The sequence below is a fragment of the Variovorax sp. PEI5 genome (assembly GCF_056679935.1).
On record NZ_JBWXPH010000002.1, the window covers coordinates 19,785 to 40,782 of the forward strand.

Annotated in this window: 20 protein-coding genes; 12 read left to right on the forward strand and 8 right to left on the reverse strand. The window is 70.4% G+C overall.

Annotated elements, in window-relative coordinates; genetic code table 11:
* The first annotated feature begins 59 nt into the window (after positions 1-59).
* The 4 genes from AC1MLT_RS16595 to AC1MLT_RS16610 all read left to right on the forward strand — a co-directional run bounded on the left by AC1MLT_RS16595 (position 60) and on the right by AC1MLT_RS16610 (position 4,185).
* Positions 60-1,055: a tripartite tricarboxylate transporter substrate binding protein gene (locus tag AC1MLT_RS16595; RefSeq protein WP_481035119.1), complete on the forward strand. Its 996-nt coding sequence runs from the start codon at positions 60-62 to the stop codon at positions 1,053-1,055.
* A gap of 14 nt (positions 1,056-1,069) precedes the next feature.
* Positions 1,070-2,266, forward strand: a complete 1,197-nt coding sequence (locus tag AC1MLT_RS16600; RefSeq protein ID WP_481035120.1) for a CaiB/BaiF CoA transferase family protein — start codon at positions 1,070-1,072, stop codon at positions 2,264-2,266.
* Positions 2,267-2,376: 110 nt separating this feature from the next.
* A complete protein-coding gene (locus AC1MLT_RS16605) occupies positions 2,377-3,165 on the forward strand; it encodes an amidohydrolase family protein (RefSeq protein WP_481035122.1) in 789 nt (262 codons plus the stop codon).
* Positions 3,166-3,210: 45 nt separating this feature from the next.
* Entirely contained in the window at positions 3,211-4,185 is a 975-nt protein-coding gene (locus AC1MLT_RS16610) for a tripartite tricarboxylate transporter substrate binding protein (RefSeq protein WP_481035123.1), read from the forward strand.
* On the opposite strand, the gene AC1MLT_RS16615 is transcribed toward AC1MLT_RS16610, so the two are convergent.
* Positions 4,172-4,942, reverse strand: a complete 771-nt coding sequence (locus AC1MLT_RS16615; protein WP_481035124.1) for an SDR family oxidoreductase — start codon at positions 4,940-4,942, stop codon at positions 4,172-4,174. The genes AC1MLT_RS16610 and AC1MLT_RS16615 overlap by 14 nt on opposite strands.
* A gap of 115 nt (positions 4,943-5,057) precedes the next feature.
* On the opposite strand from AC1MLT_RS16615, the gene AC1MLT_RS16620 reads away from it, so the two are divergent.
* The 8 genes from AC1MLT_RS16620 (at position 5,058) to AC1MLT_RS16655 (ending at position 13,759) form a co-directional block, all read left to right on the forward strand.
* Complete coding sequence (locus AC1MLT_RS16620; protein WP_481035125.1) at positions 5,058-6,083, forward strand: GlxA family transcriptional regulator; 1,026 nt, start codon at positions 5,058-5,060, stop codon at positions 6,081-6,083.
* A 130-nt stretch (positions 6,084-6,213) separates the two neighbouring features.
* Positions 6,214-7,383, forward strand: a complete 1,170-nt coding sequence (locus AC1MLT_RS16625; protein ID WP_481035834.1) for an ROK family protein — start codon at positions 6,214-6,216, stop codon at positions 7,381-7,383.
* Positions 7,380-8,900 (forward strand): sugar ABC transporter ATP-binding protein, encoded by a 1,521-nt coding sequence (locus tag AC1MLT_RS16630; RefSeq protein ID WP_481035126.1) that lies wholly within the window; start codon positions 7,380-7,382, stop codon positions 8,898-8,900. Before AC1MLT_RS16625 ends, AC1MLT_RS16630 begins: the two co-directional genes overlap by 4 nt.
* Positions 8,901-9,046: 146 nt before the next feature.
* Positions 9,047-10,057, forward strand: a complete 1,011-nt coding sequence (locus tag AC1MLT_RS16635) for an ABC transporter permease (protein ID WP_481035127.1) — start codon at positions 9,047-9,049, stop codon at positions 10,055-10,057.
* Positions 10,058-10,206: 149 nt separating this feature from the next.
* Positions 10,207-11,169, forward strand: a complete 963-nt coding sequence (locus AC1MLT_RS16640) for a substrate-binding domain-containing protein (RefSeq protein ID WP_481035129.1) — start codon at positions 10,207-10,209, stop codon at positions 11,167-11,169.
* Between the two features lie 23 nt (positions 11,170-11,192).
* Positions 11,193-12,200 carry a sugar phosphate isomerase/epimerase family protein gene (locus AC1MLT_RS16645; protein ID WP_481035131.1) on the forward strand — a complete coding sequence of 336 codons (1,008 nt, stop codon included), beginning with the start codon at positions 11,193-11,195 and terminating at the stop codon, positions 12,198-12,200.
* A gap of 26 nt (positions 12,201-12,226) precedes the next feature.
* Positions 12,227-13,384, forward strand: coding sequence for a Gfo/Idh/MocA family protein (locus AC1MLT_RS16650; protein WP_481035133.1), 1,158 nt, complete (start codon positions 12,227-12,229; stop codon positions 13,382-13,384).
* 153 nt (positions 13,385-13,537) lie between these two features.
* Complete coding sequence (locus tag AC1MLT_RS16655) at positions 13,538-13,759, forward strand: hypothetical protein (protein ID WP_481035134.1); 222 nt, start codon at positions 13,538-13,540, stop codon at positions 13,757-13,759.
* A gap of 41 nt (positions 13,760-13,800) precedes the next feature.
* Here AC1MLT_RS16655 and AC1MLT_RS16660 read toward each other — a convergent pair whose 3' ends face one another.
* The 7 genes from AC1MLT_RS16660 to AC1MLT_RS16690 form a co-directional block, all read right to left on the reverse strand.
* Complete coding sequence (locus AC1MLT_RS16660) at positions 13,801-14,598, reverse strand: HpcH/HpaI aldolase family protein (protein WP_481035135.1); 798 nt, start codon at positions 14,596-14,598, stop codon at positions 13,801-13,803.
* Between the two features lie 29 nt (positions 14,599-14,627).
* Entirely contained in the window at positions 14,628-15,686 is a 1,059-nt protein-coding gene (locus AC1MLT_RS16665; protein WP_481035137.1) for a Bug family tripartite tricarboxylate transporter substrate binding protein, read from the reverse strand.
* Positions 15,687-15,739: 53 nt separating this feature from the next.
* A complete protein-coding gene (locus AC1MLT_RS16670) occupies positions 15,740-16,741 on the reverse strand; it encodes a Bug family tripartite tricarboxylate transporter substrate binding protein (protein ID WP_481035138.1) in 1,002 nt (333 codons plus the stop codon).
* A gap of 55 nt (positions 16,742-16,796) precedes the next feature.
* Entirely contained in the window at positions 16,797-17,870 is a 1,074-nt protein-coding gene (locus tag AC1MLT_RS16675) for a LacI family DNA-binding transcriptional regulator (protein ID WP_481035139.1), read from the reverse strand.
* A complete protein-coding gene (locus tag AC1MLT_RS16680; protein WP_481035141.1) occupies positions 17,867-18,652 on the reverse strand; it encodes an SDR family NAD(P)-dependent oxidoreductase in 786 nt (261 codons plus the stop codon). Before AC1MLT_RS16680 ends, AC1MLT_RS16675 begins: the two co-directional genes overlap by 4 nt.
* Before the next feature lie 5 nt (positions 18,653-18,657).
* On the reverse strand, positions 18,658-19,980 hold the full coding sequence (gene hisD, locus AC1MLT_RS16685; RefSeq protein WP_481035142.1) for a histidinol dehydrogenase: 1,323 nt from the start codon (positions 19,978-19,980) through the stop codon (positions 18,658-18,660).
* Between the two features lie 132 nt (positions 19,981-20,112).
* Positions 20,113-20,901, reverse strand: a complete 789-nt coding sequence (locus AC1MLT_RS16690; protein ID WP_481035143.1) for an IclR family transcriptional regulator — start codon at positions 20,899-20,901, stop codon at positions 20,113-20,115.
* Between the last annotated feature and the right edge of the window lie 97 nt (positions 20,902-20,998).

Sequence of the window (20,998 nt, forward strand, 5' to 3'; positions counted from 1 at the left end):
CCCCTCTCGAATCCCCGATGACAAGCAAAGACAACCAGAGACAACCGGAGCCGACACCCATGAACAGCCTTTCCCCCACCTTCCTGCGGCATGCCTCGGCGAGCGCGATCCTGGCGCTCTGCGGCGCCTGGCCGGCCGGCGTCGCCCTGGCGCAGGGCACCTATCCATCCAAGACCATCACGGTCGTCGTGCCCTATCCGGCCGGCGGCTCCAACGACACCTTCGCGCGCCAGGTCGCCAAGGAACTGGGCGACCGGCTCGGGCAGCCGGTGATCATCGACAACCGGCCGGGCGCCAGTGGCAACACCGGCACCGGCCAGGTGGCCCGGGCCGCGCCCGACGGCTACACGCTGGTGGCCGTGTCGTCGAGCATGACGACCAACGCGGCGATCCAGTCCAGGCTGCCCTTCGACCCCGTCAAGAGCTTCGCGCCGGTCGCGATGTTCGCCAAGGGGCCGTTCATCGTCGCGGTCAACAACGACTTCCCGGCCCGGACGCCGGCCGAGCTGATCGCGGCCATCAAGGCCAGGCCGGGCCAGTACAACTACGCCTCCTCGGGGACGGGCAGCGTCAACCAGTTCAGCACCGAGCTGCTCAAGGCCCGGGTCGGCGACCTGCAGATCACGCACATCCCCTACAAGGGCATGGGGCCGGCCGTGACCGACCTGGTGGGCAACCAGACGCAGCTGCTGATCTCCAGCGGCCCGTCGCTGCTGCCGATGGTGCGCAGCGGCAAGCTGCGCGCCGTCGGCATCACCAGCCTGAAGCCCAGTCCGATCGCGCCCGAATTGACCCCCATGGCCAGCGCCGTGCCCGGCTACGAGTTCGACCTCTGGTGGGGCCTGCTCGCGCCCGTGGGCACGCCCGCGGACGTGGTGGCCAAGCTCAATGGCGCGGTCAATGCCGCGCTGGCCACGCCCGAGCTGGCGGCCAACTTCCTGAAGGAGGGCGCCATCGCCACGCCGCTGACGCCGGTCGCCTTCGGCGAGGTGATCGCCCAGGACGTCGAGCGCTGGAAGAAGCTGGCGAAGCAGCAGAACATCACCGCCGATTGAAAGCAGAGACCCCCATGGACACTCCGACCGAAGCGCATGCTTCCTCCCTGCCTCCGCGCGCCGGTCCCGCGGGCCCCCTGAGCGGGCTCCGGGTCCTGGACCTGAGCGCCTACATCGCCGGGCCCTACGGCTGCTCGCTGCTGGCGGACCTGGGCGCCGAGGTCATCAAGATCGAGCCGCCCGCGGGCGACAACCTGCGCAAGTACCCGTCCACGCTGGAATCGGAGAGCCGCGCCTTCCTGGGCGTCAACCGCAGCAAGCTGGGCGTCGTGCTCGACCTCAAGCAGCCCGAGGACCTGGAGCGCCTGCTGGCCCTGGTGCGCAGCGCCGACGTGCTGGTGCACAACTTCCGCCCCAACGTGCCGCCACGCCTGGGCATCGCCTACGAGCAGCTGCGGGAGCTCAATCCGAGGCTGGTCTACTGCGCGGTCACCGGCTATGGCGACAGCGGACCGCTGAAGGAGAAGGCGGGCTACGACCAGGTGCTGCAGACCATGACCGGCATGTGCGCCCTGCAGGGACCGGCGGGCGGACCCCCCGAGATCCTCTATGGCTCGGTGGTCGACTACTACGCGGCCGCGCTGGTGGCCGGGGGCGTCTCGGCGGCGCTCTACGAGCGCGAGCGCAGCGGCCTGGGCCAGTACGTGGGCGTCTCCCTGCTGCGCTCGGCGCTCACCATGCAGTCGGCCCGGCTGGTGTGGGCCGACGACGAGCCGCGCGAGGTCGGCCGCGACATGCGCTCCGGCGGCATCACCGGCATCCACCCGACGCGCGAGGGATACCTCTACATCTCGGCCAACACGCCGCACTTCTGGCGCGCGCTGTGCGAGAGGACCGGGCTGACCGAGCTGCTGGTCGAGCGCTACGACAGCGTGCGCAAGCGCGCCCGGCACCACCAGGAGATCGTGCCCGTGCTGCACGCGGCGCTCGCGACCCGCGACGCCCTGGCGTGGGAGGGCATCTTCGGCGAGGCGGTCCCCTGCGCGGCCGCGCGCCGGATCGAGGACATGTTCGATTTCCCGCAGGTGCAGGCCGAGGACATGATCGCGATCTTCGAGCACCCGGTGGTCGGCAGCTATCGCGGCTTCACCCGGGGCTGGGCCTTCGGTCGTACGTCCGGGCCGGCTCCGTATGCCGCGCCGGTGCTCGACCAGCATGGCGAGCAGATCAAGGCCGAGGCGGATCGCCTGCGCGGAGCGGACGGCGCATGAGCCGGGCAGCGCCGGACCCGATGCCGGTCCCCCCGGTCCTGCCGGTCCCCAACTCCGCGGCCCGCGCGAGGCCGGCCACAGCGGCGCCCGCGAACGCCTGCGACGCGCACATGCACATCCTCGATGCGCGCTTCCCGCACGTGGCGCCGGTGATCGAGGGCGCCACGGTCGACGACTACCGCCTGCTGCAGGCCCTGACCGGCACCACCCGCACGGTGGTGGTCCAGCCGCGGCCCTTCGGGACCGACAACGCCGTCACCCTGGACGCCATCCGGCGCCTGGGCCTCGACCGCACGCGAGGCGTCGCCGTCGTCCGCCCCGACATCACCGATGCCGAACTGCAGCGGCTGCACGACGGCGGCATCCGGGGCATCCGCTTCTCGCTGCACACGCCGGTGCTCGCCGCCGTCGGCTTCGACATGGTCGAGCTGCTGGCCCGGCGGGTCCATGCCTGGGGCTGGCACCTCCAGCTGCACTGGAGCGCCGACCAGCTGGTCGAGCACGCGGCGCTGCTGCGGCGCCTGCCCACGCCGCTGGTGTTCGACCATCTGGCCCGTCTGCCGCCAGCCGACGGCACGGCGCATCCGGCCTTCGATCTCGCGCGGGCCTTCCTCGACGCGGGTCGCGCCTGGGTGAAGCTGTCCGGCGCCTATCTCGATTCCCGGTTGCCGCCAGGGCAGGGCCATGCCGACATGGACGCGGTGGCGCGCGCCTGGGTCCGGGCCGCGCCCGAGCGCCTGGTGTGGGGCAGCGACTGGCCGCACACCACCGAGACCCGGCACAAGCCCGACGACGCGGCGCTGTTCGACCTGCTGGCGCACTGGACCATGGACGAACACACGCGTCTGCGCGTGCTGGTCGACAACCCGGCCGAGCTCTATGGCTTCGGCGCCGCCTGACGATTCACTTCCGCTCCCGCATCCACACAGAGACCCATCCCGACCATGTCCAGATCCTTCCTCCGAATCCAGCGTCGCGGCGTCGTCCTGCTCTGCGCCGCGCTCCTGCCCCTGAGCGGCTGGGCCGCCTGGCCCGAGCGCGCGATCCGCATGGTCGTGCCCTATGCCGCCGGCGGCGGGGCCGACAACACGGCCCGCATCGTGGCGCAGCGCCTCGGCGAGATCCTCGGCCAGCCCATCGTCATCGACAACAGGCCCGGCGCCGGTGGCGTCATCGGCGCCGACAACGTCGCCAAGGCCCTGCCCGATGGCTACACGGTGCTCTACGACGCCTCGGCCTTCGGCGTCAATGGCGCGCTGCGCAAGCTGCCCTACGACCCGGTCAAGGACTTCATCCCCGTGTCCCTGGTGGCGACCGCGCCGCAGATCCTCGTGGTCGGCGCCGACAAGCCCTACAAGAGCGTGGCGGACCTCGTCGCCGCCGCGAAGAAGGAGCCCGGCCGGCTGACCTATGCGTCCGCCGGCGCGGGCACCGGCTCGCACCTGGCGGCGGAGATGTTCAACGAGCAGGCGAGGATCGAGACGCTGCACGTGCCCTACAAGGGCGGCGCGCCCGCCCTGACCGATGTCATGGCGGGGCAGGTCGACATGTACTTCGGCAATGCCGCCTCGACCCTGCAGAACCTCGGCGGGGGCAAGCTCCGCGCCCTGGCGGTGAGTTCGCGCAAGCGCATCCAGGGCCTGGATCACGTGCCGACCCTGCGCGAGAGCGGCATGCCCGACTACGAGGTGCTGGAGTGGAACGGCGTCTTCCTGCCCAGGAACACGCCCCGCGACATCGTCGATCGCCTGGTCCGGGCGACGCGCGAGGCCGTCGCCGATCCGACCGTGCGCGAACGGCTGCTGAAGGCGGGACTGGACCCGGTCGGCAACTCGGCGCCGGAATTCGCGGCCTTCATCAAGGCCGAGAGCGCCCGCTGGCAGGCCGTCGTCAAGGCGCGCCACATCACGCTGGACTGAGAACGCACGGGCCCGGGCGCGCGGCCAGCCAGGCCTGCAGGGTGGTGGCGCCCCGCCGCGCGCCATCGCCGGTGGTGAGCGAGTCGTCGTCGATCCGCTCGCCGAAGTAGAGGGCTCCGGCATCCGGGCGCACCTCGCGCGCATCGCCGGTGGCGCGCAGCCAGCGCTCCACCATCGCGGCCATGCCGGCGCGCTCCGGACCGCCGACCTCGACGATGCGATTCGCCGGCGCGCCCAGCGCGGCGTCGGCCATGGCGGCGGCCACGTCCCGGGCGGCGATCGGCTGCAGGTGCGCGGCCGGCAGGCGCACCACGTCGCCCTCGGTGCCCGACTGGGCGATGGCCGACAGGAACTCCATGAACTGGGTCGCACGCACGATCGTGTAGGGAAGGCCCGAGGCCTCGATCAGCTGCTCCTGCACGAGCTTGGCGCGGAAATACCCGCTGCCCTGCAGCCGGTCGGTGCCCACCACCGAGAGGGCGACGTGATGCCCGACGCCGGCCATCGCTTCGGCGGCGAGCAGGTTGCGCCCCGACGTGCGGAAGAAATGCATGACGGCCTCGTCCTCGAACGAGGGCGAGTTGGCGACGTCGACCACCACGTGCGCGCCGGCGAGCGCCGTCGCCAGGCCTTCACCGGTGAGGGTGTCGACGCCGCTTCGGGGGGAGGCCGCGACGGCCTCGTGCCCGCGTTGGCGCAGCAGCGCGATGAGGTGGGTGCCGATGAGGCCGGTGCCTCCGATGACGACGATCTTCATGATGGGTTGACCCGATGGATGATGCGATGTCGAATCGTAGGCTTCGAACGATCTGGCCGAAATGACAAAGAACCCTGGATTCCCGCCAAGCGCGGCGGATGCGTCGGAGGCGCCGATGGCGCCTGCATGGCCGTCGTCCCGCGCGCGGCCGAAGCGCGTGCTCTTCGTCGCCTTTCCCCGGGTCGGCCTGCTCGACCTGGCCGGTGCGCAGACGGTGTTCTGGGCCGCCACCAAGGCCCTGGCGGCGCGGGACCTGGCAGGCTACGAGTGCCGCACCGCCAGCCTCGAAGGCGGCCTGGTGCGCAGCGCCGAAGGCCTGGTGCTGCAGACCGATGCGCTCGCGCGGGTGCGCGCGTCGTCGGTCGACACGCTGGTCGTCCCGGGCTCGCCGCACATGCCCGAGGTGCTCGACGACGCGGAGGCGCTCGTGACGTGGTTGCGCCGCGCGGCCCCGAGGACACGCCGCACGGCCTCGGTGTGCAGCGGCGCCTTCCTGCTGGCCGCCGCCGGCCTGCTCGACCACAAGCGCGCCACCACGCACTGGCTGATGTTCGAGCTGATGGGCCGATGCTTTCCCGCGGTGCGGATCGACCGCGACGCGATCTTCGTGCAGCACGGCGCGATCTGGACCTCGGCCGGCGTGACGGCGGGCATCGACCTGGCCATGGCGATGGTCGAGGCCGACTGCGGCCACGAGGTGGCCATGGAGGTGGCGCGCGAACTCGTGGTCTACCTGAAGCGCCCCGGCGGCCAGTCGCAGTTCAGCGGCCTGCTCCAGGCCCAGGTCCGGGACTCGGCCGCGACGTTCGACGAACTCAACCGCTGGATCGTCGGCAACCTCGCGCGCGCCGACCTCGACGTCGAGGCATTGGCGGCGCGGGCCGGCATGAGCCCGCGCAACTTCGCGCGCGTCTACAAAGAGCGCACCGGCCGCACGCCGGCCCGGGCGGTGCAGGTCTTCCGGGTCGAGGCGGCCCGGCGGCTGCTGGAGAACACCGATGGCCCCGTCGACCGGATCGCGCAACGATGCGGCTTCGGTGACGAGGAACGCATGCGGGTGACCTTCCAGCGGCACCTGGGCGTGGCGCCCCGCGACTACCGGCGGCGCTTCGCGGCCCGGGATGCGCCCTCTTCGACCTGAATTTGTCCGAAGTTGGAGCTTGTCTGGCTGAAGAGGCGCCTCTAGTATTCGGCTGCCACCGGCCACACGATGCCGGAAGAAGCGACGGAGACACATGCCTGAACGCTGGAGCGGCCTGACCGCCGACGAACTGCTGCTGCTGGAAGCCACCTTCTGGTCGTCCGGCGGATCGCGCCATCGCATGGCCGAGCGCCTCGCCTTCTCCAAGAGCAAGGCCAACGCGCTGATCGCCGGACTGGTCGAGCAGGGCGTCCTCGCCGAAGCGGGACTGCAGCCGTCGTCGGGTGGCCGCCGCGCCGAGAACCTCCAGCTCAGCGACTCGCTCGGCGTGCTGCTGGGCATCGACATCGGCGCCACCAGCCTCGACCTCGCGGTGCTCGGGCCCGACCTGCGGCCGCTCGCGCGGCATGCCGAGGCCGCCGACGTGCGGCAGGGGCCGGGCGTGGTGCTGGCGCGCGTGCGCGTGCTGCTGCGCGACCTGCTGGCCCGGCTGGGGATCGATGCGCGATCGGTGATCGGCATCGGCATCGGCGTCCCCGGTCCGGTCAATTTCCAGAGCGGCCAGCTGGTGAACCCGCCCCTGATGCCGGCCTGGGACGGCTTCTCGATCCGCGACCTGCTGCGGGAGGACTATGCCGCGCCGGTCTTCGTCGACAACGACGTCAACCTGATGGCGCTGGGCGAGCTCTGGCGTCTGAAGCGATCGCTGTCGAACTTCCTGGTCATCAAGGTCGGCACCGGCATCGGCTGCGGCATCGTCTGCCATGGCGAGGTGTATCGCGGCGCGGCCGGCTCCGCCGGCGACGTCGGCCACATCTGCGTAGACCTGGAGGGGCCGCGCTGCCATTGCGGCAACGTCGGCTGCGTCGAGGTGATGGCCGCCGGCCCGGCCATCACGCGCATGGCGATGCAGGCGGCCAACGACGGCGAGAGCCAGGTCCTGGCCGAGTGCCTGCGCCGCACCGGCCGCATCGACGCGACCGATGTCGGCCATGCGGGCCGCGCCGGCGACGTGGCGGCCAACGGCATCATCCAGAAGGCGGCCGGCCTGCTCGGGCAGATGCTGGCGTCGGTGGTCAACTTCTTCAATCCCTCGCACATCTTCATCGGCGGCGGCATCACGCACGTGGGACCGCTGTTCCTGGCGGCGGTGCGCCAGAGCGTCTACCAGCGCTCGCTGGCGCTGTCGACGCGGCACCTGGAGATCCAGTACACGCCGCTCGGCGCGCAGGCCGGCGTCATCGGCGCGGGTGTGCTTGCCATGCAGGAAGCGCTGCGGGTGCGGGGAGTGGCGCCATGACGGCCGGCGCGGCGACGACCTCCGAGGGCGTGGCGGTCGACTTCGACGGCATCGTCAAGGCCTTCGGGCCGGTGCGGGTGCTGCATGGCGTGAGTTTCTCGCTGGCGCCCGGTCGCGTGGTCGGCCTGCTCGGCGAGAACGGCGCGGGCAAGTCGACGCTGATGAAGATCCTCGCCGGCTACGAGCAGCCGACCGAGGGCGTGCTGCGCGTCAACGGGACGCCGCGCCGCTTCGCCGGCTCGCGCGATGCCGAGGCCCTGGGCATCGTGCTGATCCACCAGGAATTCAACCTGGCCGAGGACCTGAGCGTGGCGCAGAACATCTTCCTCGGCCACGAGCGCAGGAAGGGCTGGCTGCTGGACGATGCGGCGATGGAGCGCGAGGCGGCGGCGGCATTGGCCCAGGTCGGCCTGCAGGTCGAGCCGCGCACCAAGGTGCGCCGGCTGATCGTGGCCGAGAAGCAGCTGGTCGAGATCGCCAAGGCCGTGGCCCGCCGGGCGCGCCTGCTGATCATGGACGAGCCGACGGCGACGCTGACCCCGGGCGAGACCGAGCGCCTGTTCCGGCTGATCGCGCAACTGCGCGCCGATGGCGTGACCATCGTCTACATCTCGCACAAGCTCGACGAGGTGCAGCGCGTGACCGACGAGGTGATCGTGATGCGCGATGGTCGCTTCGTCACCCGCGCCCTCACCACCGACGTGACGCGCCAACAGATGGCCAACCTGATGGTCGGGCGCGAGCTGGCCGATCTCTATCCGCCGCGCGACGCCGTGGCGCGGGAGGGCGCCCCGGCATTGCGCGTGCGGGATTTCGACGTGCCGGGCTGGGCACGCGAAGCGGCCTTCGAGGTGCGTCCGGGCGAGATCCTGGGCTTCGCCGGGCTGGTCGGCGCCGGCCGCACCGAATTGTTCGAGGGACTGATCGGCCTGCGGCCCGCGAGCGGCCAGGTCGAGATGCTCGGCCGCGCCGTCCCGGGCGCTCGCGGCTGGCGCAATCCGCGCGATGCCGCCCGGCATGGCTTCTCCTACCTCAGCGAGGACCGCAAGGGCAAGGGCCTGCACGTGCACTTCGGCCTGCGGCAGAACCTGACCCTGATGGCGCTGGAGCGCTATGCCACGCCCTGGCTGCGACCCGACGCGGAGCGCGCCGCGCTGGCCGAGGCCGTGAAGGACTATGGCATCCGCACCGGCAGCCTCGACGTGCGCGCCTCGTCGCTGTCGGGCGGCAACCAGCAGAAGCTGGCGCTGGCCAAGGTGCTGCAGCCGCAGCCGAAGGTGGTGGTGCTCGACGAGCCCACCCGTGGCGTCGACGTCGGCGCCAAGCGCGACATCTATTTCCTGATCCAGCGACTGGCCCGCGAGGGGCTGGCCGTGATCGTCGTCTCGTCCGAGCTGATGGAGCTGATCGGCCTGTGCCACCGCGTCGCGGTGATGCGCGCCGGCCGCATCGTGACCACGCTGGATGCCGAACATCTCACCGAAGAACAACTCATCGCCCATGCGACAGGGATATGACTCACCCCCAGGCTGCGCGCACTGCGTGTCGCTTCGCCAACCCCCTTGCAGGGGGCGACATCCGCGGACCGGCGCAGCCGGATCCGCGCTGTCCTGGGTGGGGGCTGTGACTTCCTGTATGGGCGTTACCAAGCATAGGAAAAGCCATGGCATCGAATCCTGAAGCGGGCGCCGCGGCGCATCGCGCCGACTCCGGGCCGGGCTGGGCCGAGCGCCTGCGCGGCATCGGGCCGGTCGCCGGGCTGGTGCTGCTGTGCATCGCCGGCACCCTGCTCAACGGCGACTTCGCCACGCTCGACAACGCGATGAACGTGCTCACCCGCACGGCCTTCATCGGCATCATCGCGGTGGGCATGTGCTTCGTGATCATCTCGGGCGGCATCGATCTCTCGGTGGGCTCGATGGCCGCGCTGATCGCCGGCAGCGTCATCATGTTCATCAACTGGGCCGGCCCGGCGACGGGCTCGCCCCTGATGGCGGTGATGCTGGGCGCGACGCTGGCGGTGGTGCTGGGCGCGGTCTTCGGCCTGGCGCACGGCCTGCTCATCACCAAGGGCCGCATCGAGCCCTTCATCGTGACCCTGGGCACGCTGGGCATCTTCCGTGCCTACCTGACCTACTTCGCCGATGGCGGCGCGCTCACGCTGGACAACGAGCTGTCGGACCTCTACGCGCCGGTCTACTACGCGAGCCTGCTGGGCATCCCGGTGCCGGTCTGGGTGTTCTTCGTCGTCGCGGTGGTCGGCGGCGTGATCCTCAACCGCACCGCCTATGGCCGCTATGTGCAGGCCATCGGCTCGAACGAGCAGGTGGCGCGCTACGCGGCGGTCGACGTCGACCGCGTGAAGATCCTGACCTACGTGCTGCTGGGCGTGTGCGTGGGCATCGCGACCCTGCTGTACGTGCCGCGCCTGGGCTCGGCCTCGCCGACCACCGGCCTGCTGTGGGAGCTCGAGGCCATCGCCGCCGTGATCGTCGGCGGCACGGCGCTCAAGGGCGGCGCGGGCAGCATCACCGGCACCGTCATCGGCGCCATCCTGCTGTCGGTCATCAGCAACATCCTGAACCTCACCAGCATCATCAGCGTGTACCTGAACGCGGCGGTGCAGGGCTTCGTGATCATCATCGTCGCGTTCCTCCAACGCGGGAAAAGATGACTCGCCCCCAGTCTTCGCGCACTTCGTGTCGCTTCGCCAACCCCCTGCCGGGGGCAACACCGGCGGAACCGGTTCCGCGGTGTTTCGCGAAAAATCATTCCGTCCATTGTTTCGTCATTGCTTCAGTCAACCACCAGGAGACATCCCTCATGACCCGTTTCACCCGTCGCCTTGCGCTCACGGCCATCGCGGCCGCTTCACTCGCCAGCCTGCCGGCCCTGGCGGCCGAGAAGGTCAACCTGGGGGTCTCGATCCCGGCCGCCACGCACAGCTTCATGGGCGGCATCAACTACTGGGCCAACCAGGCGAAGAAGGATCTGGAGAAGGAGCACAAGGACCTCAAGATCACCATCAAGACCGCCAGCGGCGCGCCCGAGCAGGCCAACCAGCTGCAGGACTTCACCACCGTCACCAAGATCAACGCGCTGGTGATCTTCCCGTTCGAGTCGGCCGCGCTCACCAAGCCGGTGGCGCAGGTCAAGGCCAAGGGCGCCTATGTCACGGTGGTCGATCGCGGCCTGACCGACACCAGCGCGCAGGATGCCTACGTGGCCGGCGACAACACCGCCTTCGGCCGCATCCCGGCCGAATACATCGTGAAGACACTGGGTGGCAAGGGCAACGTGGTCGCATTGCGCGGCATCGCGACCACGCTGGACAACGAGCGCATGGATGCCTTCAACGCGGTGCTCAAGAAGCATCCGGACGTCAAGCTGCTCGATGCCAAGTACGCCAACTGGAACCGCGACGATGCCTTCAAGGTGACGCAGGACTACCTGACGCGCTTCAAGCAGATCGATGCCATCTGGGCCGCCGACGACGACATGGCCGTGGGCGTGCTCAAGGCCATCGAGCAGGCCAAGCGCGACGACGTCAAGATCGTGTTCGGCGGCGCCGGCGCCAAGGGCATGGTCAAGACCATCATGGATGGCAAGGACAAGCGCATCGGCGCCGATGTCAGCTACTCGCCCAAGTTCATCTACGACGCGATCAAGCTGACGGCCGAGGCGCGCCTGAAGGGCGAGAAGCTGCCCGCCACCACGATCATCCCGTCGGTGCTGATCACCAAGGACAACGCCAAGGACTTCTACTTCCCCGGCTCTCCCTTCTGAACCCGGCTCGCTCCGCAGACGTCATGGCAAGACCCGTCACCCTCTTCACCGGCCAGTGGGCCGACCTGCCGCTGGCCGAGCTGGCGCCGCTGGCCAGGCGCATGGGCTACGACGGCCTCGAACTCGCGTGCTGGGGCGACCACTTCGACGTCCGGCAGGCGCTGGCGTCGGAGCGCTATGTGCGGGAGCGGCGCGAGCTGCTCGAGGCCCACGGCCTGCAGTGCTTCGCGATCGGCAACCACCTGGTCGGCCAGGCCGTCTGCGACCTGATCGACGAGCGCCACCGGGCCATCCTGCCGGACCACGTGTGGGGCGACGGCGAGCCCGAGGGCGTGCGCCAGCGCGCCGCCCGCGAGCTGGCCGACACCGCGCGCGCGGCGGCGGCCTTCGGCGTGAAGACCGTGACCGGTTTCACCGGTTCGTCGGTCTGGCATGCCACGTATGCCTTCCCGCCGACCACGCAGGCCTTCTGGGACCGGGGCTTCGCCGACTTCGGCCGGCGCTTCACGCCCATCCTCGACGTCTTCGACCAGCACGACATCGACTTCGCGCTCGAGGTCCATCCGACCGAGATCGCCTTCGACATCGCCTCGGCCGAGCGCGCCATCGCGGCCGTGGCCGGCCATCGCCGCTTCGGCTTCAACTTCGACCCGAGCCACCTGGGCTACCAGGGCGTGGACTACGTGCGCTTCATCCGGCAGTTCCACGAGCGGATCTTCAACGCCCACATGAAGGACGTCTGGTGGGGCCGGGGCGACGGCACGGTCGGTGTCTTCGGCGGCCACACCAGCTTCGGCGATGCGCGCCGCTTCTGGGATTTCCGCAGCGTGGGGCGCGGCATGATCGATTTCGAATCGGTGATCGTCGCGCTCAACGACATCGGCTATGCCGGTCCGCTGAGCGTGGAGTGGGAGGACAGCCGCATGGACCGCGTGCATGGCGCGACCGAGAGCGCGGCCTTCTGCAAGCGGCTGGACTTCGAGCCGGCGGCCGGCGCCTTCGACGCCGTCTTCGCCCGGGACGCGCGATGAACGCGGCCGCGTCCACATCCGGGCCCATGCCCCTGCATCGCCGGCTGCGCTACGCCATGGTCGGTGGCGGGCGCGATGCCTTCATCGGCGCGGTGCACCGGCATGCGATCGCGCTCGATGGGCAGGCGGAGCTGGTGGCGGGCGCGCTGTCGTCGAGTCCGCAGAAGGCGCGCGCCTCGGGGCGCGACCTGTTCCTGGACGAGGCGCGCAACCATGGCGACTGGGCCGCGCTGCTGGCCGACGAATGCCGCCGGCCGCCGCACGAGCGGATCGACTTCGTCGTCATCGTCACGCCCAACCACATGCACTTTCCCGTGGCGCAGGCCTTCGTCGAGGCCGGCTTCCACGTCGTGTGCGACAAGCCGCTGGTGCACACCCGCGCGCAGGCCGAGGCGCTGGTCGACGCCGTCGCGCGCCAGGGCACGGTCTTCGGCGTCACCTACAACTACAGCGGCTATCCGATGGTGCGGCAGGCGCGCGCCATGGTCGCGGCCGGCGAGATCGGCATCGTGCGCAAGGTGGTGGTCGAGTACAGCCAGGGCTGGCTCGCCACCGCGCTCGAGCAGGGCGGCAACAAGCAGGCCGGCTGGCGCCTCGATCCCGCGCGCAGCGGTGCCGCCGGCGCGATCGGCGACATCGGCTCGCATGCCGAGAACCTGATCGCCACCGTCACCGGATTGGAGATCGAGAGCCTGTGCGCCGACCTCGGCGCACTGGTGCCGGGCCGCGCGCTCGACGACGATGCCAACCTGCTGCTGCGCTTCACCAATGGCGCGCGCGGCGTGCTGGTGGCCTCGCAGATCAATACCGGTGTGGAGAACGACCTGCGCCTGCGCGTGGCCGGCACGCTCGGCACGCTCGAATGGCGCCAGGAGCAGCCCAACGAGCTGCTGCACCGGCCGCTCGACGGACCGGCGCGGTGCCTCACGCGCGGCTCGCCCTGGCTGCATGCGGCGGCGCTGCGCGGCAACCGCCTGCCGAGCGGCCATCCCGAAGGCTTCATCGAGGCCTTCGCCGATGTCTATGCCGGCATCCTCGCGGCCATCCGCGCCCGGCTCGCGGGCGCGACGGACGATCCGCCGGAGGCGGTCTATCCGGGCGTGGAGGAGGGCGCGCGCGGCGTGCGCTTCATCGAGCGCACCCTCGCTTCGGCGGCGAGCGAGGCCAAGTGGACGGCCTGGTGATCCGGCGCGCGAGAGGCTGGCGCCGGCCGAGCGACGAGCCCGCGCAGGCGTGAGAACGGGGTCCGGCGTCGCTTCCGCGTGCAGCGCGACGGCCTACAAACGAGCTTGGTGTTTGGTCTTAAACAGGTGGCCAACACTTCAAGGAGACCTCACATGAAGCACGCAATCCTGATCTCCGCGCTCATCGCATCGTCGACCTTCGGCATGGCGGGATGCTCGATGATGTCGAACGGCTACTCCGCCAACAACCCGCCCAGCGCGACGACGCGCGAGAATTGCCGTCAGCGGGGCGCCACGGCCGGACCCTCGAGCATGGATCGCGGCGCGATGACGGCGAAGATCGATGTCGACTGCGCGACGATGATGCCCAATTGAATGGGCACGACACCGCATGACACCCGCAGGCCGCACTCGTCTCAATACCTGAGCTCGCCGGTCGACGCCAGTCGCCCGCCGGCCGCGGAGGCCTGCTGGAAGGCCCGCGTGATCAGCCCGGTCGTGACGCCCGCGAAGTAGCGCGCGCCCCAGGCACCGAACAGCTCCTCGTCCTCGGGCGTCAAGGCGATGACCCCCGCGCAGTTGCCGGCGGCGCTGATGGCGCGCAGGGCGCGTTCGATCTCGCCCAGCACCGGAGCCGATTTCCAGTCGTTGTCGAAGCCCATCGAATGCGACAGGTCGTTGGGTCCGACGAAGACCGCGTCCACGCCGGGAACGGCGGCGATCTCGGCGGCCTGCGCGACGGCCTCGGGTGTCTCGATCATCACGATCAGCGCGATGCCGGCGTTGCTGCGCTCGGTGTGCGGGATGCCCGGAAACGCGCCATAGCCCGCGGCGCGCGGACTGAACGCGCTGCCACGCCGACCGCCGCGCGGATAACGCACCTGCTGCACCAGGTCGCGCGCCTCCTCGGCGCTCGCGACCATCGGGATCTGGACCGCGCTCGCGCCCATGTCGAGCACGCGCGAGATGTCGTGGCGCAGGCACCGGACGACCGGCACGATGCCGCTGGCACGCGCGGCCCGCAGCATGTTCTCGGTCGTCTCGAAGTCGGCGCTGCCATGCTCGTTGTCGATGATCACGAAGTCGAAGCCGGCATAGCCGCACATCTCGACGATCGCCGGGCTCGGCAGCGAATTGAAGACGCCGCGCAGCCTGCGGCCGCTCGCCAGCATGGCCGGCAGCCGGTCGTCGAGGGGGTGATGACTCAGGTTCATGGAGGGTCCTTCGGGGGTTGCGGGGCGCGTCAGTCGATGGTGACGTGGTTGGCCTTGATGAGGGTCGCGAACTTGCGGGTCTCGTCCTGGATGAAGCTGCGGAACGCCTCGGGCGTCATGGGCTTGGGCGTGAAGCCCTGCGCGGCGAGCCGCTCGCCGACCGCGGGCGATGCCAGCACCGCGACGACCTCCTTGTTCAGCCAGGCCACCACCGGCTGTGGCGTGGCCGCCGGCGCCAGCAGGCCGAGCCAGGTGACGGCCTCGAAGCCCGGCACGCCCGATTCGGCCAGCGTCGGCAGGTCGGGCTGCAGCGGGGAACGCGTCGCGCTGGTCACCGCCAGCGCCTTGGCCTGGCCGTTCTTGGCGAAGGCGAGCGCGGTGGCCATGTTGTCGAACTGCATGTCGATCTGGTTGCCCGCGAGGTCGACCAGCGACTGGCTGCTGCCCTTGTAGGGGACATGCACCGCCGTGGCGCCCACGCGGTTGAGCAGCATCAGGGTGGTGAGGTGCTGCGAGGTGCCATTGCCGCTGGTGCCATAGGAGACGGCATCGGGTTTGGACTTGATCGTCGCCACCAGTTCGGCCACGTTGCGCGCGCCCGACTTGTTGCCCGCGAGCAGCACCAGCGGCGTGCTCGCCAGTTGCGTGACCGGCGCGAAGTCCTTGTCGACGTCATAGCCGATCTTCTTGAGCAATGTCGGGTTGACCGACAGCGCGGTCTGCGTGCCCAGCAGCAAGGTGTAGCCGTCGGGCTTGGCGCGTGCCACGTATTCGGTGCCGATGCCGCCGCCGGCGCCGGCCCGGTTGTCCACCACCACCGCGGTGTTCCAGCGCTTGCCGAGCTCGTCGGCGACGAGCCGCGCGACGATGTCGGTGGCGCCGCCGGCGGAGAAGGGGACGACGATCACGACCCGTCCCGTCTGCGGGTAGCCCTGCGGACCGGTGGGCGCGGCCGGTGCCTGCGCCAGTGCGCCGCCGGCCGCCGCGAACAGGCCCAGGCCGGTGATCAGGCGGGCGACCAGGCGTGGGAAGGGCCGCCGCGCGCGTGGCGGGAAGGCGATGGAAGGGGAGTGCGTCGTGTTCGTCATGGTGTGTCTCCGTGGTGGTGTTCCTGTGGGGGCTCGCGCGCGGGCCCGGGGGCTCATTCGGCCTGGATGCCGGCGTCCTGGATGACCTTGCCCCACTTCGCGATCTCGGCCTTCTGGAAGGTCGCGAAGGCGGCGGACGGCCGGCCGTCGGGCTCGACGCCCAGGTTGCGCAGCTTCTCCTGCACGTCGCGCTGCGCCACGATGGCGGCGATCTCCCGGCCCAGGCGCTCGACGATCGCAGTGGGCGTGCCGGCCGGCGCGAAGACGCCCTGCCAGGACTGCATCTCGAATTTCGGCGCTCCGGCCTCGGCCAGCGTCGGCACGTCCGGCAGGCTCGCGAGGCGCTGGCTGGACGTCACGCCGAGCACCTTGACGCGCTTGCCGTCGATCATCGGCCGCGCCGCGGCCACGGTCTCGAACACCATGTCGATCTGTCCGCCCACGAGATCGACCATCGCCTGGGAGCCGCCCTTGTAGATGATCTGGCGCATCCGGGTGTGCGTGATGTTCTGGAACAGCTGGCCCGAGAGGTGCTGCGAGGTGCCCGCGCCCGCGGTGCCGTAGGTCAGTCCGTCGGGCCTGGCCTGCAGCTCGGCGATCACCTGGGCGACGGAATCGAAGCGGCTGGTGCTGGAGACCACGAGCACGTTGCTCACCATGCCGACCAGGTTGACCGGCACGAAATCCGTGACCGGGTCGTAGCCCAGGTTCCTGGTGAAGAAGGGGTTGACCGCGTGGGTGGTGATGGTGCCGCCCATGAGCGTGTAGCCATCCGGCGCGGCGCGCGCGACCACCTGCGTGCCGAGGATGCCCGAGACGCCGGGGCGGTTGTCGATCACCACCGGCTGGCCCAGCCGCTCGCCCAGGTGCTGGGCGATCAGGCGCGCCACGCCATCGGACACGCCGCCCGGCGAGAAGGGCACCACGTACTTGATCGGCCTGTTCGGCCACGGCGCCCCCTGCGCGTGCGCCGCGCCCAGCGGCAGGGAGGCGATGCTCGCGAGGGCGAGACCGGCCGTGAGCAGATGGAGCAGCGGGCGTCGACGGAGTGACATGGGGAGACTTTCTCGTGGGGGTGGGTGATGGGGAGTGGGAGGGGGCGGAGGCGGCTCAGGTGCCGGCGGACGTCGGCCTGCGGCGCGTCCGGGTTTTCGCCGGCGGCGCCGCGATGCTCGCCGCGCGCACCGAATCGCGCTCGACCAGTTCGCAGGGGATCACGATGTTGCGGGGCTGGGCATCGGGCCGCATCTGCTCGTGCAGCAGCTCGACCGTCGCCGCGACCATCTGCTCCACGCTCTGGACGACGGTCGTCAGGCGATAGGCGCCCCACGCGGCCTGGGGCACGTCGTCGAAGCCGACGATGCCGACGTCCTCCGGCACGCGCAGACCGAGCTCGCCGCGCAGCACGTCCATCACGGCGATCGCCATGTGGTCGTTGGCCACGAACACCGCGTCGGGCGGCGGACCCGGCCGGGCGAACATCTCGCGCGCGGCCTGCTGCGCGCGTTCGAAGCTGTAGTGCCCGACCGCGCGGCGATGGACCGGCACGCCGGCGCGCGCCATGGCCTCGTTGAAGCCACGTTCGCGCTCGACGTTGGTCGACGACTGCTCCAGGCCGGCCAGGAAGGCGATGCGCCGATGACCGCGCTCGAGCAGCAGCTCGGCCACCAGCGCGCCACCGCGCCGGTTGTCGGAGGTGACCGAGCTGGTGGTGTGGCGGGCATAGGCGCTGGTGTCGGGCACCCGGTTGAACAGCACCACCGGCACGCCGCTGTCGGCGCACTGCTTGGCCAGGGTGGGCGAGAGCATGGCCGACGCCATCACCACGCCATCGATCTGGTACTGCAGGATCTCGTCGAGCACGCCATCGGTCTCGTCGCCGTCGCTGATGAACATCAGCACGTGATAGCCCTGGCGCTGCAGCTTCTGCGAGAGCTTCTCGATGACCAGCGGATAGAACTGGTTCTCCAGGTAGCTCATCACCAGCGCGATGATCCGGCTGCGCCGCGTGATCAGGCTGCGCGCCATGGCGTTGGGCCGGTAGCCGAGCGTCTTGGCGGCCAGCGTGACGCGATGGCGCGTGTCCTCGGACACGCTGGCGCCCGGCGTGAACGTGCGACTGACGGCCGACTGCGAGACCTTCGCCAGCTTGGCCACGTCCTGCGCCGTGGGGCTGGATCTCATGCGGCGCTCCAGCCGCCATCGAGCATCAGGGCGCTGCCGGTCGCCAGGCTCGATGCGTCCGAGGCCAGGAACACGATGGCGCCCATGATCTCCTCGACGCGGCCGACCCGACGCAGGGCGATGCGCTCGACGACCCAGTCGCGGAATGCCGGATCCTCGAACATCCCGCTGGTCATCGTCGTCTCGATGAAGGTGGGGCACACGGTGTTGACGCGGATGCCCGCCGCGCCCAGCTCCCAGGCCAGCGCCTTCGTCATGCCCTCCATGGCGTGCTTGCTGGCGCAATAGAGCGTGCGCCGCGGACTGCCGACCACGCCCATCTGCGACGAGACATTGATGATGGAGCCGGGCAGGCCGGCCGCCAGCAGGCCACGGGCGACCGTGCGCGTGACATAGAACGCGGCCTTCACGTTGAGGTCGAACACCGCGTCGATGTCGGCATCGTCGACGTCGACCAGCGGCTTGGGCCGGTTGAGGCCGGCGTTGTTGACCAGGATCTGGAACGGGCCCGCGGCCGACAGCGTCGCTTCCACCGCCTTCGCGTCGGTGACGTCCAGCACCACATGGTCGCAACGGCCGCCCTCGGCGCGGATGCGCTCGCAGGCCTCGCGCAGCTCGGCCTGCGAGCGCGCCGCCAGCGTGACCTCGGCGCCGGCCTGCGCCAGCGCGGCGGCGGCCGCCAGGCCGATGCCACGGCCGGCGCCGGTGACCAGCGCGCGGCGTCCGTCGACGCGGAAGCCCGGGGTGCGCGGCAATGGGTTCGCGGGGGAAACCTCCGGCATCGCGCTCAATCCTCCAGGGCCGGCACCGGCTGGTACCAGGGCACGTCCGCCCGCGTGCCGTAGCGGCGCACGCGCAGGTTGGCCTGCTCGCCGTGGCCGGCGAAGTTCTCCATGTGGCACAGGCGCGAGCAGTACTCGCCCATCAGGGCGCTGGCCTCGTCGGTCAGCACCTTCTGGTAGGTGCAGGTCTTCATGAACTTGCCGACCCAGAGGCCGCCGGTGTAGCGGGCCGCGCGGTTGGTGGGCAGGGTGTGGTTGGTGCCGATCACCTTGTCGCCGAAGCTGACGTTGGTGCGCGGACCCAGGAACAGGCCGCCATAGTTGGTCATGTTGCGCAGGAAGTAGTCCGGGTCGCGCGTCATCACCTGCACGTGCTCGAAGGCCAGCTCGTCGGCCTTCTGCAGCATCTCCTCCTGCGTGTCGCAGACGATCACCTCGCCATATTCGGCCCAGCTCACGGACGCGATGGCCGCGGTGGGCAGGATGCGGAGCTGGCGTTCGATCTCGGCCAGGGTGTCGCGCGCCAGCTGCTCGCTGGTGGTCAGCAGGATGGCCGGCGAGGTCGGTCCGTGCTCGGCCTGGCCCAGCAGGTCGACGGCGCACATCTCGCCATCGGCGGTCTCGTCGGCGATCACCAGCGTTTCCGTCGGGCCCGCGAACAGGTCGATGCCGACGCGGCCATAGAGCTGGCGCTTGGCCTCGGCCACGTACATGTTGCCCGGGCCGACCAGCATGTCGACCGCCGCGACCGACTCGGTGCCGACCGCCATCGCCACCACCGCCTGCACGCCGCCGAGCACCAGGATCTCGTCGGCGCCGGCCATCGCCATCGCGGTCACGATGGCGGGATGGGGCGCGCCCTGGTAGGGCGGCGCGGTGGCGACGACGCGCTTCACGCCGGCCACCTTGGCCGTCAGCACGCTCATGTGCGCCGATGCCAGCAGCGGGTACTTGCCGCCCGGGATGTAGCAGCCGACCGCGTTCACGGGGATGTTTTTGTGACCCAGGATCACGCCCGGGAAGGTCTCGACCTCCACATCCTTCATGGAGTCGCGCTGGATCTGCGCGAAGTTGCGCACCTGCTTCTGGGCGAAGGTGATGTCCTCGATCTCGCGTGCCGTGAGGCTCCGGCGCGCCTTCTCGATGTCCGCGGCCGAGAGCCGGAAATCCGCCGGATCCCACTGGTCGAACTGCCGGCTGTAGTCGCGCACCGCGAGGTCGCCGCGCGCCTCGACGTCCTTGATGATCCGTTCGACCGTCGTTCGAACCTTGGCATCGTCGTCGGCGCGGACTTGGATGTCCTTTCCGCGCTTCAAGTATCTGATCATGGTCTGAAAACTCCAGGGTGGTTGTGCATACGTATGCAATCTGCTTGTCATGCATACGTATGCAAATAGGGACTATCCCTGATGGCCTCGTGGGCGCAGGGATGCGTGGCCGCGTCGGCGCGTCGTTGCGCGCTAGCCGGGGACGTCGGCGAAGTCCTTCGCATCGACGCCATCCAAGGTCGGCAGGTAGACGGCCTCGTCGCCACCCAGCGGCGCGGCGGCCTTGCGCGCCGCTTCGAGCAGCAGGCCGCAGTTCCTGGCCATGACCTCGGGCGGCACCATCCTCGAGCGGGGCCCGGAGAGGGTGAGGGCGCCCTGCAGCTCGCCCATGACGCCGAAGATGGGGACGGCCAGCGACGCGGTCTCGGGATCGCGCTCGCCATAGGACGCGCGCCAGAGTGGCGAGCGACCCTGCGCCGCCGAGATCCCGGCCGCGAACGCGATCAGGACCTTGCCCGAGGCGCCCTGGTCCAGCCGAAAGGCTTCGCCCACCCGGATGGAGAACCGCACGGCGCGCGGCGGCTCGGCCCGGAACAGCACCACGCGCTGGGTGTCGCGGCGGATGTAGAACGAGGCCGTCTCCCCGCTGGTCATGCTGAGCTGGTTGAGCAGGGGCTCGATGACATGGGCCACGGCGAAGGAGCCCTGGTAGACCGCGGCCAGCCGCAGGGGTTCGGGGCCGATCGCATACAGCCCCTCGGGCGTCTTGCGGATGTAGCCACCATGCTCCAGGGCGCCGAGCAGCCGCAGCACCGTGCTCTTGTACAGGCCGGTGCGGCGCGCGAGTTCCGTCAGGGTCAGGCGCGCGTCGGTCATGCCGAAGGCGCCGAGCAATGCGAACGCGCGGTCGAGGACGGCCACGCCACTGGTGGTCTCCGCGGCTGCCGCGACGGCGTCGATCGCATCGAGGGTGTCGGTCATGGAGTCGGTCCCGAAGAAAGGCTGCCCGAGTGTCTCACCGGGCCTCCCGCGCGCCCGCGTTCGCGCAAGGGTGGGAGGGTGACACGGGTTTACCCGC